Annotated in this window: 9 protein-coding genes; all 9 read left to right on the top strand. The window is 42.1% G+C overall.

All coding sequences use genetic code 11. The features are described from left to right. Nucleotides 1-7 precede the first annotated feature (7 nt). The 9 genes from AAC147_RS14855 to tssF all read left to right on the top strand — a co-directional run bounded on the left by AAC147_RS14855 (nt 8) and on the right by tssF (nt 13,295). Complete coding sequence (locus AAC147_RS14855) at nt 8-1,222, top strand: DotU family type VI secretion system protein (protein ID WP_052189573.1); 1,215 nt, start codon at nt 8-10, stop codon at nt 1,220-1,222. A gap of 10 nt (nt 1,223-1,232) precedes the next feature. Beyond that, nucleotides 1,233-4,946: a type VI secretion system membrane subunit TssM gene (tssM, locus tag AAC147_RS14850; RefSeq protein ID WP_047682494.1), complete on the top strand. Its 3,714-nt coding sequence runs from the start codon at nt 1,233-1,235 to the stop codon at nt 4,944-4,946. After that, nucleotides 4,943-6,049, top strand: coding sequence for a type VI secretion system protein TssA (tssA, locus tag AAC147_RS14845; RefSeq protein WP_047682492.1), 1,107 nt, complete (start codon nt 4,943-4,945; stop codon nt 6,047-6,049). Before tssM ends, tssA begins: the two co-directional genes overlap by 4 nt. A gap of 108 nt (nt 6,050-6,157) precedes the next feature. Continuing rightward, nucleotides 6,158-6,694: a type VI secretion system contractile sheath small subunit gene (gene tssB / locus AAC147_RS14840; RefSeq protein ID WP_047682490.1), complete on the top strand. Its 537-nt coding sequence runs from the start codon at nt 6,158-6,160 to the stop codon at nt 6,692-6,694. Between the two features lie 3 nt (nt 6,695-6,697). Further along, nucleotides 6,698-8,200, top strand: coding sequence for a type VI secretion system contractile sheath large subunit (gene tssC / locus AAC147_RS14835; RefSeq protein ID WP_047682488.1), 1,503 nt, complete (start codon nt 6,698-6,700; stop codon nt 8,198-8,200). A 155-nt stretch (nt 8,201-8,355) separates the two neighbouring features. After that, complete coding sequence (locus tag AAC147_RS14830; protein ID WP_047682486.1) at nt 8,356-8,835, top strand: Hcp family type VI secretion system effector; 480 nt, start codon at nt 8,356-8,358, stop codon at nt 8,833-8,835. An 89-nt stretch (nt 8,836-8,924) separates the two neighbouring features. After that, a complete protein-coding gene (locus tag AAC147_RS14825; protein ID WP_047682484.1) occupies nt 8,925-10,763 on the top strand; it encodes a type VI secretion system-associated FHA domain protein in 1,839 nt (612 codons plus the stop codon). Between the two features lie 76 nt (nt 10,764-10,839). Continuing rightward, nucleotides 10,840-11,394: a type VI secretion system baseplate subunit TssE gene (gene tssE, locus AAC147_RS14820; protein WP_047682482.1), complete on the top strand. Its 555-nt coding sequence runs from the start codon at nt 10,840-10,842 to the stop codon at nt 11,392-11,394. A 26-nt stretch (nt 11,395-11,420) separates the two neighbouring features. Beyond that, nucleotides 11,421-13,295 (top strand): type VI secretion system baseplate subunit TssF, encoded by a 1,875-nt coding sequence (gene tssF, locus AAC147_RS14815; RefSeq protein WP_047682480.1) that lies wholly within the window; start codon nt 11,421-11,423, stop codon nt 13,293-13,295. The last annotated feature ends 2 nt before the right edge of the window (nt 13,296-13,297 follow it).

Genomic DNA, 13,297 nt, shown 5'->3' with positions numbered 1-13,297 from the left:
GACGCCTATGATAAGACAAGAAATGCAGAAGATTGAGCATTCATGGTTTTCTGGTAAATCCAATGATAATCCTCTGGTTGCTGCTGCAAATCCTCTGCTGAATACGCTTCCCCAAATCCGGCATACCACTGTTCACCCGGACCCCGCAGCCTTACGTCAAAAATTGATTGATGAAATCCGACGTTTTGAAGTCGCGTGTCAGCATGCCAAACAACCCTATGAAGTCATTATTGGTGCACGCTACTGTCTATGTACCGCACTGGACGAAGCAGCCGCACTGACACCTTGGGGAAGTCGTAGTGTTTGGTCAGGTAGTGGATTACTGGTCACTTTTCATAATGAAACCTGGGGAGGTGAGAAATTCTTCCAACTGTTGGCTAAATTATCACAGAATCCTAAAGAAAATTTATTTCTCCTGGAGCTGATTAATTTTTGTCTCCAACTTGGATTTGAAGGACGTTACCGCATCATGGACAACGGACGCTCTCAGTTAGAAACGCTAAAACAACGCCTGTTTCAGTTAATCCGCTCAATTCGCGGCAACCATCCTGCCGAATTGTCTCCCGATGTACAAATCATCACAAAACCCAACAAACTCTGGAAACCTTTTTTGCCTATGTGGATTTGTATAGCATTATTGTGTTTTCTGGGATGTATCTTGTATATCGGCCTGAATTGGCGATTAAGTGATATATCTACCCCGGTTTTATCATCTATCTATCAGACCAGTCTGCCAAATGTAGCCGTCGATGATCGGATATCTCCACCTGTTCCTCCGACGCTGAATCTACAAAGCAGGTTACGGGATGAAATCTCAGCCGGGCTATTAACTGTCACCGATCTGGCTGATAGAAGCATCGTCACCTTGAAAGGAGACGGTTTATTCAAATCAGCTTCAACCCAAATCAGAAACCGTTATCTGGACGTTATCAGGCGTATTGCAGAAGCGATGAACCATTATAAAGGTGAAATTTTAGTCGTCGGATATACTGATAATATCCCCATCTATTCTCGTTTCGTCTCTAACTACGCTTTATCGCTGGCCAGAGCGAAATCTGTCCAGAGAAAACTTCAGCATTATCTGAACCAGCCTGAGCGAGTTAAAACTGAGGGAAGAGGCGCAAGTGATCCGCTTGTCCCTAATGATACTCCCAGTAACCGGGCTAAAAACAGACGAGTAGAAATCACACTGTTAGTTTCTCCAGCCGATCAAATAAAGTGAGGAAACTAAGATGTTAAGTGTACTCTTTTCTATCCTTACCAGCAGATTAATGTGGAGTTTTCTCGGTATAACGGCAATTTCTGCCATTATCTGGTTCATCGGGCCCATTATTTCTGTCGGTAACTCAGTCCCTTTTGAATCGAAATTCATACGAATCTTTACCATTATTTCACTTTTCTTAGCCTGGCTCTTAAGTCAGTTAATTCCCCTGCTATATCGGACATGGCTTAACAAAAAATTAGCGAACCAATTGAATATCATTAAGGACGATGAAAAAGAACAGAAACAGGACAAAAAACACGATGATCAATACCTCACGTTGTCAGAACGCTTTTCTGACGCCGTAAAATTATTGCGAAAAGCTTATTTTTCCGGCTATTTCTCCAGTTTAAATGGCAAACCTAAACCTGGCTGGAATGGGCTGTTTAGCCGTCAATATTTATACCAATTACCCTGGTATCTCGTTATCGGTGCCCCACATTCAGGTAAAACAACAGCGCTGGCAAATTCCGGGCTGAATTTCCCACTATCAGACTATTTCGGGAAATCTGCCCTATACAGTATGGGAGATATGAATAGCTGTAACTGGTGGTTTACGAATAAAGCCGTCCTGCTTGATACCGCAGGTCGCTATACCACTCATCATAACAACTTACACGCAGCAGACAGCAGAGAGTGGCAGGCTTTTATCAGGTTGTTAAAAAAATACCGTACACGGCAACCAATCAATGGGATCATCCTTACAATCAGTGTGGAAGACTTACTGAATCCATCAACAGAAACCCGTGATCAACACGCCTATATGTTACGCAGACGCCTGTCTGAATTACGTGAAAAACTTAAGATCCAATTTCCTATTTACATTTTCATCACTAAAACGGATTTATTAAAAGGATTTAACGCCTATTTTACCCATTTTGATAAAGCATCACGTGAACAAATTTGGGGATTAACCTTCCCACAAGACAAAAAAACTGACTGGAATATCAATTCGATATTTGAGGAGCAATACAACCAGTTACAACTGCGACTGGATGCAGAATTACCCTATATTCTCTTAAACGAGCCGAACCCGCGGCAATGTGCCGAGAGTTATCTGTTTCCACAAGAATTTGCTGCCTTACGTCCACGCATTGCGCAATATCTTGAAATTGTATTCGCAAGATCAGGATTTGAAGTCCCCAGTTACCCACGAGGACTCTATTTCACCAGTGGCACACAGGGAGGGATACCATTTGATGGTGTCATGGATAAATTTAACCGCAATTTCCAATTGCCAACAGACAATGACAGCATTTCAATGTCATGGGGAAATAATAATGATGATAAAGGAATTTTATATCAACCCCAGACTCGCCAGACTTATTTTCTGAAAAATTTACTGGACAGTATTTTTCAGGAAGCAGGACTCGCCAGCTACAACCGTTGGTGGGTATACCAAAATCGCCTGCTTAATTGGTTAGGCAACATGGCATTAATAGCAATTCTGGTCTTAGTCACCACTTTATTTCTGACCAGTTACAACAATAATAAAAATTATCTGATGGAAGTTCAGGCTAAAATTCCGACCATTTTACGTCAGGGCGCTGAATTAAATAAAAATCATGATGACACCGATGAGATAAATAACACCTATAATCTATTGCCGATTTTGAACAACCTGGCTAACCTCGCTAAAAGCCAGAACTTTTCGCTGGATGATCCCCCAATATCTTACCGCATGGGATTATATAGTGGTGAACAAGTCAGTAATGCAAGCCGTACTCTGTATATGAAAGCACTGCAAACACTACTACTGCCACAAATAACCAAGTTAATCACCAGCCAACTACACAATGCTAACGACAATAATAATGACAATAATAATACAGAGGAAACCTACAATACATTAAAAGCATATCAGATGTTATATCAGCCCAAACATTATGACGGTGAGTTTCTACGTAATTGGGTGATGCAATATCTGAAAACACACTTAGATCCAGAAACAACTCAGGAACAATTACAACAAATTAACAGGCATCTCAGTCAATTACTGGATAATCAGGTTGTCACATCACCGTATATTCGTAATGACTATCTGGTTGAACAAAAACAAGCATTAATTGGCAGCATTCCCCCTGCGCAACGTGCCTACAATATCCTGAAACACAATTTGTTACTTGACCCCAATTTAGCATCAGTAAATTTAGTCACACTTGCTGGTCCTCAAGCTGAATTAGCTTTCTCACGCATTAGTGGAGCACCAATAACCAGTGGCATACCGGGAATGTTCACCCCTGCGGGTTATAAAAAAAGTATCGGCAAAGATCTCATGACTTTTCTTGTCACTTTGAATTCACAGGATAATTGGGTACTGGATTCCTATGCGAGAAAACAGTCAGTTAAAGATCTCGAATTATCTGTCCGACAGTTTTATATCAGTGACTATATTTATCAATGGGACAAATATCTGACTGATATTCGTTTGAACAATATTAATGAATTAAATCAACGTACCAGCACAGCGCGTTTGCTCTCTTCTTCAGCTTCACCGATGCGTACTCTGCTAATCAATATCAGCAAAAATGTCACACTAACTAATAACCAACTTAACAGCCTTATGAAGAAGGCTAAAGGTAAAGTCAGTAGTAACGTAACAAACAGTAAATTAACAAATTTAGTTTCAAAACAAATCTTGCCGGATAATGGTCAACCTTCACCAGAGCAAGTGTTAGCAGAACATTTTGCACAAATTACCGCTCTGGCGAAAAGCCCTGATGGAAAAAATAAAAAAATACCTTTTGACGATATACTGAAAAAAATCGGTGACTTATATCAATATCTGGCTTCAGTGCAAAATGCCGTCAATACAGGTATGACTTTTCCTCCCAACAACATTATTACCCAGTTACAAACGGCATCTGAACGCCTGCCGATACCATTCAGAGATATGATTTCTGCCCTGGCAATTGGAGCCAGTAGTGATACACAAATCAGTGATATGAAAAATGTCGGCAAACATCTCGGTGCAGAAATAGGTGGTTTTTGCCAACAGGCTATTGCCAACCGTTATCCGTTGATGCCTAAAGCGCACAAAGACATCAAACCTGATGACATGACACGGATGTTTGCTCCCGGAAAAGGCTTAATGGACAGTTTTTTCCAAAAAAATTTAGTGGGCAAAGTTGATACAACTCAGCCAGGATGGCGATTTATGCCCGGGGTAGATGGCAAGCCTTTACCCGGTGGAGAAAAATTGCTCAAACCTTTCCAGCAAGCACAGATTATTCGCGATACTCTCTTTTCCAGTGGGGCTCTCACACCGTCATTTCATATCATGGTTCGCCCAATCAGTATGGATAATGAGATATTGAGTATGGTACTGGATGTTGATGGGCAACGACTGCAATATAGTCACGGCCCTCAACTTTCGCAGCTCATTAGCTGGCCGGGCTCTGCGGGAACCAATCAGGCCCGCATTCAATTAAATTTAGAAAATGGCACAACGGCAAACTTATCAACTTCTGGCCCCTGGGCACTGAACCGGTTACTGGATCAAGCGAAGCGTATTTGGCAAAACAGAACAGGAAGTTCAACTCAAAGTGATGATACTGGCTTACAGGCAATGTTTAATATCAAAGGGCATACGGTCTTACTGGAGTTCACACCAAATAGTATTTTCAGTCCGTTTAAACTACCTGATTTCTCCTGCCCGAACCTGAAGAGTATGAAAACACCATGAATATTGATGCTTTACTTGCGCCAATCAGTGAAGAGTCTCCTTGTGGGGAAAATCTCGAATACGATGATGTATTTCTATTATTAGAACAAAGCATTATCGGAAAAGCAGAGCAACAGTTTGGTGATTTTGTTATCCCTGCGGAACCACCCGATTGGTTAGAAGTGGAAAAACAAGCTACAACGTTACTGCTATCCCGTACCAAAGATCTGCGTATTATCATCGCTCTCATGCATGCATGGGTAGAAACTCAGGGAATATGTGGCTATGCCAATGGCCTGGCGCTACTCCGACAAACACTGGAACACTATTGGGAAGAGGTATGGCCAAGACTGGAATTTGATGGTGAATACGATCCCTTATTTCGCCTTAATGCTCTGGCAGATATTGAAGATGGCGCCCCTCTCTCAATAAAAGTGCAATATTCCATTCTGCTGAAAAGTATCTCGCAAGAATTGTCATTCCGGGAAGTTTGCTCACTGCTTGATGGTTCGATAACAGAAATCAGTGGTTACACCGGAGGGCGAACCCGCCTGCAAGATGAGTTAAAACAACAAACTGACAGCCCGGAAATATCAGCATTAGCCATCATTCGCGATCATATTACTGCTCTGCTTGATATCATTCGCCAGCACTTATCCGCCGGGCATATGCCTGAACTATCGCGATTCCTAAAAAATCTGAATACCGTTATTGAATTTAGCGCATTAAGTGGCTCCTTTATTGCCGCTTCGATAACTCCCGGCAATAAAGGAGAACCTCAATCTGCATCAGTGATAAAGCAGGCAACAACGCGATCATCAATAGACCCATCGTCTATAGAGCAATCATCAACAGATATAGCAGCGATGGCTGGTTTGTCCTCATTTAATTGGTACGGAGTAGAAGTCAATAATCGTGATGAAGCACGCATGTTATTGGAAAAAGCGAAAACCTATTTTCTGACACACGAACCAAGCCACCCTGCTCCGATGATGATTGACCGTATTCAACGCCTGATTGATCGTGATTTTATCGACATTATCTATGACCTTGCACCAGAAGGATTAAATCAGCTCGCCATCATCTTTGGCCATACTGATAATTCTGACACTGATACAAATTAGTTGTCTCTTGTACTTATCCAACCAACAAAGAGGCAACTTGAAAGACGAAGGGTATATCGCCCGTTTATCTCTTAACTTACCTATTTAGCCAGTAATGGAGAAATTGTCATGAAATCCAGTGGACAAAAGTTTATCGCCCGAAATCGTGCTCCTCGAGTCCAGATTGAATACGATGTCGAGCTTTATGGCTCAGAAAAAGTTGTCCAATTACCATTTGTCATGGGCGTTATGGCTGATTTGGCAGGAAAACCCACAGAAGCCCTACCAGACGTTAGCGACCGGAAATTTCTGGAAATTGACATTGATAATTTTGACGAACGCATGAAGTCAATAAAGCCACGAGCCGCCTTTCAGGTTGATAACACCTTGACAGGTGATGGCAAACTGAATGTCGAGTTAGTTTTTGAAAAAATGGAAGACTTTCAACCTGATGCTATCGCTAAAAAGGTAGAACCTTTAGCTCAACTGTTGGAAGCACGTACCCAACTGGCGAACCTACTGTCTTATATGGATGGTAAAAGTGGCGCAGAACAACTGATCGCTGAAATACTGCAAAATCCTGCTCTGTTGAAATCACTGGCGGAAGCGCCAAAACCTGAAGATAGCACTTCAGCTTCAGATGAAGGTGCTGAAGATAAGGAGTAATTGATGAGTACAACTGAACAAGAAAACCTGGCTCAACAAGAGCAGGCACCGAAAGAATATACGGTTGATGAATTAAGTGTATTGCTCGGTAAAGAATTCCGTCCGCAAAGTGATCAAACACGTGATGCCGTTGAAAATGCAGTAAAGACCCTGGCACAGCAGGCACTGGAAAATACCCTCACCATCTCCGGCGATACTTATCGCACTATCCAGTCATTGATTGCTGAAATTGATACCAAAATATCACAACAGATGAACCATATCCTGCATCATGATGAATTCCAGACATTGGAAGGCGCATGGCGTGGTCTGCATTATCTGGTTAATAACACAGAAACCGATGAGATGCTGAAAATCCGTGTGATGTGCCTTTCCAAAAAAGAACTAAGCAACACGCTAAAACGTTTCAAAGGCGTCAGTTGGGACCAAAGCCCACTTTTTAAGAAGGTCTATGAAGCAGAATACGGTCAGTTTGGTGGTGAACCTTTCGGCTGTCTGGTAGGCGATTACTACTTTGACCATACCGCGCCGGATGTTGAACTTTTGCGTCAGCTAGCACAAATCAGTGCCGCAGCACACTGTCCATTTATTTCAGGAGCAGCCCCAAGTGTTATGCAAATGAAATCCTGGCAGGAGTTAGCTAACCCTCGTGATCTCACCAAGATTTTCCAAAATACAGAGTACGCCCCCTGGCGTAGCTTACGCGAATCAGAAGACGTACGTTACATCGGATTAGCACTGCCCCGTTTTCTGTCCCGTTTACCTTATGGCGCTCTCACTAATCCCGTTGATAATTTCAATTTTGAGGAAAATACCGAAGGCCCCACCCATGAAAACTATACCTGGGCAAATGCCGCTTATGCTATGGCGGTCAATATCAACCGTTCCTTTAAACTGTACGGCTGGTGCACCTCTATTCGCGGTGTGGAATCTGGTGGTATTGTAGAAAATTTGCCTTGCTATACTTTTCCCTCTGATGATGGCGGAGTGGATATGAAATGTCCTACCGAGATTGCCATCAGCGATCGTCGTGAGGCTGAATTAGCCAAAAATGGTTTTATTCCACTTTTACACCGTAAGAATACCGATATGGCCGCCTTTATCGGTGCCCAATCGCTGCAAAAACCATCAGAATATTATGATCCTGACGCTACAGCAAATGCCAATCTCTCCGCCCGTCTGCCTTATTTATTTGCCTGTTGTCGTTTTGCTCATTACCTGAAATGTATTGTACGCGACAAAATTGGGACTTTTCAGGAGCGTAGTGATATGGAACGTTGGTTGAATGAATGGATCACTCATTATGTTGACGGTGACCCAGTCAATTCATCACAGCTTACCAAGGCGAAGAAGCCACTGGCAGCCGCGGAGGTTCAGGTAGAAGAAATAGAGAGCAACCCAGGCTATTATCAAGCTAAGTTTTTTCTGCGTCCCCATTATCAATTGGAAGGACTAACCGTTTCTCTACGTCTGGTTTCAAAATTACCCTCACTAAAAGGAGCGTGATACTAAAAAGTCATTTTCTCTAAGTAAAATCAGAAATCATCCCGCACAGAGGGGCTTCCAGTAACAATACACATGTATTTCTAGACGTATATACGTACTCCAATATACATCCATTGGATTCAATCATCCCATTCAACTCTATTAAGGCAAAGATTATGTCTAATAACGCATATATTACTTTTACTGACATTAAAGGTGAATCAGGTGACGATGCCCATAAAGATTGGACAGCCGTTCATGTTTTTGAACTGACAATGACTAATTCTGTTTCTACAAATACTCAGTCTAGCGGATTGAGTTCAGGTATAGTTGAAATTCCTGGTATTACTGTAGGACTCTTCTTTGATAAATCATGTATAACTTTGTCTAATTATCTGACGATAGGTAAACATATCAATGAAGTTAAAATTGAAGTATTGCGACAAGGAGGCGAAAATGTACTTTGGCATACCATAGTCATGACGAACGTTATGGTAGCAAGCACATCGCTCGGATTCTCATTTGACCAATACATTTCTACTGTTAAGTTATTCTTCCAAAAACATAAAGAAAGCTACTATCCTCTGGACTTCACAGGCAAAAAAGGCGCCGAAGTCACTTATGGATGGGATTCTTTCGCTAATAAGCCACTCTAATTTCATAATTATCCACCCCGATAACCTCCCTAAAACAGGGAGGTTATTTTTACTAACCTATCCTTATCAAAAAATAGGGATCTACGCTTATGCGATTCACCATTGTTAAAAACACCGGTACAAACCAACCCACACAATTGAGTTATGACTTTTCGCCTCCGGGGGGAACTATCGGTCGCAGCAAAGACAATAACTGGATTTTGCCCGATGAAGAGCAGGCTATTGCCCGGCTTCAAGCCATCGTGTCTATTTCTGCTGATGGTGAGTGTCGGATTACCAATCGTGGCTCTGCATCTGAGCTGTTACTAAACACAATACCATTGGCTCCGGATCGTCAGGTTGAAATCCGCGATGGTGATGTATTGAATATTGGCGACTATCAGATTCAGGCAGTTGATATCAATAAAAGTGCGCCGCCGCAAACAGTCACTCGGGTTATCAATACGGAATCCCAATCGGCTGCCAACTGCTCCGGCATTCCCAATGAAATCTGGGACGGTCTGGAACAGATTTTCACTGCACCCGATACTTCGGCCTCCCCCAACAGACATCAGACAACATCAGAGGGAAATGACAATAACCCACTACTCAAACCCCAACAACAGGAAAATGATGAACGTAACCCAATTGATCCATTAGCCCAAATTGAAAACACAACCGATCTAGAGACACTACAATTACGGGCGACAGATCCTGTGACTATGTTCCATTCAGATGCCCTCTTCCAACAGGAAGATATTCTGAATAACAATACACCCACAACATTATTCCAGTACGATGACCAGAGAATTGAACATAGTGACGACAAAGAAAAAGAAATTGATCCACTGGCATTATTTTCTGACAATTCTATAAGACAGCAGAAACACGTCAAAAATGATGACCCATTAAACTTGATGTTAGATAATGCCGTACCACTAACATCACCTGATAACCCAACACTTTCTAATTCTCAGTTTGCGCCTATATCACAGCCCATATCTGCTCAGGATAAACAATCCATTGCTCAGCCACCTTCTTTACCTCCACTCTTCACAACAGAAGAGATATCTAAGGAACTCAGCAAAGATTTAACTCAAAGTCATACAGGTATAGAAGAAGCCAGAACAGAAGAAAATATTTTTCCTCCTTTTCCTCCTGCTCCTTCAAATGAATATCCTGATTATCCGGCCAGCACCAATCACCAGCCCTCTGTTAAGCACCAAGTGAGTCACGCGAATCATTCCCTGCATATCACGCATGATAATCATGCTTATGAACGGCTTGGTATTGATCCAATAAGCTACAGTTCCAATAACCATCAAACAGACGGGATCAAACTAGAGGGGAAATTACTGGCATCGCTATTAGAGGGGATGGGACTCAAAAACCTTCATCAACCACAATTTGATGAACACCGTATGTATCAATTAGGTCTGTTTATCAGCCAGTTATCTCAAGGGATTGTCGCACTCAATGCTTCACGCACAATGCTGAAACGGGAAGCTGATGCGGATATGACTCAAATGCTACTGGATGCCAATAATCCATTTAAGCTATTACCTTCTGGTCAATCTGTTTTAGTACAGATGTTTGGTGATCATATGCCTGGATTTATGCCTATTGAGCAGGCGACCCGCGATATTTTAATTGAATTACAGGCACACCAATTAGGAATGATTGCAGGAGTACGTGCCATTACGAAAGATATCCTGCAACTCTTCCATCCCGGTATTCTTGAGCAGAAAGCGCGGGATGAAGGCGGTATGCCACGTTTGTCTTTATCGTCAACCTACAAAACATCACTGTGGGAATTTCTCACCAAATACTATCAAAAAACAGCCAATGAATTTGAGCAAAATTCAGCTCTGTTTGGTGAAAACTTTCTACAAGCCTATGAAAAAGAGGTCAATAAATATAAAAGTTCTCAAAGCAAACTAAAAAAATAGGCAAATTAAAAATAGGTTCATTGCCTCAACAATCTTTCCCCTATTGCCCATTATCAACACGACCAATAGGTACTCCATGAATGACAATATAACTTTAATGTATGGTGGTTATCATCGTCGGAGTAATGCCAAGCGTATCACTGCCAGAGACAGAATGCAGCCATCCTTGCTGGATAGGCTCACTGATAACGACCCCGATAAGAAAAAAGAGGCAATCAGCAACTATCTGATATCACACAGTACATTACGACAAAATGTTCTGCGGGATTTACAGTGGTTGCTCAATAGCATCAACTGTGAATCCGAGCAAGATCTTACCCTGTATCCGGAAATACGCCGTTCTGTTTATAACTTTGGGCTGGAACCCCTGGCGGGTAAACGTATGTCTGAAATAGAGTGGGAAGATATTCAACATAAAATCATTAAGGCGATACATGTGTTTGAACCACGCATTATTGCTGATGAACTTGAAGTGCGTTGTGTTTCTGATACGCATTCCCTGAATCTATACAATACATTATCCATTGAAATTAAAGGTTTTTTGTGGTGTGTTCCCTGGCCACTCGAATTCCTGTTCCGTAGTGATATTGACCTGGAAAATGGTTATTTCACTATCAAAGAAGCAGGATAAAAACAGATACGAGAGGATATGGATACATGGATAACAAACTACTTGAATATTACAATCGTGAGCTAGTCTATTTACGTGAAATGGGCAAAGAATTTGCTGAACGTTATCCAAAAGTCGCCAACCGACTGGGTATGCATGGTATTGATGTTGCTGACCCTTATGTTGAACGACTTATGGAAGGTTTTGCTTTTCTGACTTCCCGTATTCAGTTGAAAATGGATGCTGAATTTCCAAATTTTTCCCAACAATTACTGGAGATGCTCTACCCTAATTATCTGGCTCCTACGCCATCAATGACAATCGTCGAGCTCCAGCCTGATACCAGCAAAGGGGATATCAGCCATGGATTTTTGGTGCCACGTGGAACGCTCATGCACTGTCAGACATTGAAAAAAGATGGCATCACATTCCAATACAGCACAGCACAAGACGTTATTCTGCAACCATTAAATTTGCAGAAAGTTGAACTGGGTAAGCTGCCTGCCAACATTCCTCTGGCAACGTTAAATCTTCACCAATCCGGTGCTGTCAGTGCGCTGCGCATTCATCTTTCCTGCAAAGGCAAATTTTTCCTCAACGAACTGGATCTCAACAAACTGGTATTCTTTCTTTCAGGGCCAGATATTCAATCCCAACAATTGTTAGAATTACTCATGGAACATTGCGTCGGCATGGTATGTCAGACCCTTGGTGATACTCCTCAATATCAGGTTTTACCTGATATTTCTCCACATCATGAAGGATTTGATGATGATCAGTCATTGTTACCTAATGATCCACGTACTTTCAGTGGCTATCGTCAGCTCCAGGAATATTTTGCTTTTCCGGCACGTTTCCAATTTTTCAGCATTAGTGGCATGCAATCTCTGTTGGAAAAAACACAAAAAGAGAGTGAGTTTGAACTGATCCTGCTTTTGGACAAAATAGATACGGATTTGGAGCATCTGGTTGATGTCTCTTATTTAGCCCTCAATAGTACACCCGTCATTAATTTATTCCCTAAGTTGACTGAACGTACCACGGTAAAAGAAAGTACTAATGAGTACCATTTAGTTGTCGACAATATTCGGCCTCTGGATTATGAAATCTTTTCTGTGAAACATCTGCATGGTGCAGATATTAAACACAGAGAAACGCAGATTTTCAGACCCTTCTGGTCTACTTTCAGTGATGATAAAAGCAATTACGGTGCCTATTTTTCTGTGCGCCGTGATCCCCGCATTTTATCTGAACATGCCCATCATTACGGCACCCGAACCAGTTATGTCGGTACAGAATCCTTTGTTTCTATTGTTGATGAACATCATTCCCCTTGGCCGAACGAACTCAAATTCCTGACTGCCGATGTCATGTGCACTAACCGCGATTTATCTGCAATGTTGCGTCAACAAGATCTTGATAACTTCGTTATGCTGGATTCTATCCCCATCAACCAGATTGTGTTTCTTAAAAGACCAACCATACCACGCCCTGCCTTAGCACAAGGCTCAATATCGTGGAAATTAATCAGTCACCTCCAGCTCAATTATCTGAATTTTATGGATAAAAATGATGAACAAGGGACTCAGGCATTACGGCAATTACTCAGCCTGTATGCCAATCTTTCAGAGCCAGCTATCACCCGTCAGATTAATGGTATTCGCCATTGTTCATTAAAAACGATTTATCGGAGGGTTCCTGAACCCGGCCCGATCGTTTTTGCCCGTGGAGTCAGCATTGAACTGGAAGTGGATGAGCAGGAGTTTGCCGGCAACAGCCCCTGGTTACTGGGAAGTGTTCTGGAAAAATTATTCTCGCGTCTGGTCACCATGAACTCTTTTACTGAAATGACTCTCTATAGCCAGCAACGGGGCAAGATCGGTTTTTGGCCGGCCCGGATGGGAAAAAAGAAACTGATATAGCC

The organism is Xenorhabdus sp. NBAII XenSa04 (genome assembly GCF_963866145.1).
GTDB lineage: Bacteria > Pseudomonadota > Gammaproteobacteria > Enterobacterales > Enterobacteriaceae > Xenorhabdus > Xenorhabdus indica.
The sequence above is the reverse complement of the archived record's forward strand: the minus strand, read 5'-3'. Positions and strand labels throughout refer to the sequence as shown.

Coding starts and splice junctions, on each gene's coding strand:
- tssA (WP_047682492.1), top strand. CDS start 4,943: ATGAATATTGATGCTTTACTTGCGCCAATCAGTGAAGAGTCTCCTTGT.
- AAC147_RS14825 (WP_047682484.1), top strand. CDS start 8,925: ATGCGATTCACCATTGTTAAAAACACCGGTACAAACCAACCCACACAA.
- tssE (WP_047682482.1), top strand. CDS start 10,840: ATGAATGACAATATAACTTTAATGTATGGTGGTTATCATCGTCGGAGT.
- tssM (WP_047682494.1), top strand. CDS start 1,233: ATGTTAAGTGTACTCTTTTCTATCCTTACCAGCAGATTAATGTGGAGT.
- AAC147_RS14830 (WP_047682486.1), top strand. CDS start 8,356: ATGTCTAATAACGCATATATTACTTTTACTGACATTAAAGGTGAATCA.
- tssC (WP_047682488.1), top strand. CDS start 6,698: ATGAGTACAACTGAACAAGAAAACCTGGCTCAACAAGAGCAGGCACCG.
- tssB (WP_047682490.1), top strand. CDS start 6,158: ATGAAATCCAGTGGACAAAAGTTTATCGCCCGAAATCGTGCTCCTCGA.
- AAC147_RS14855 (WP_052189573.1), top strand. CDS start 8: ATGATAAGACAAGAAATGCAGAAGATTGAGCATTCATGGTTTTCTGGT.
- tssF (WP_047682480.1), top strand. CDS start 11,421: ATGGATAACAAACTACTTGAATATTACAATCGTGAGCTAGTCTATTTA.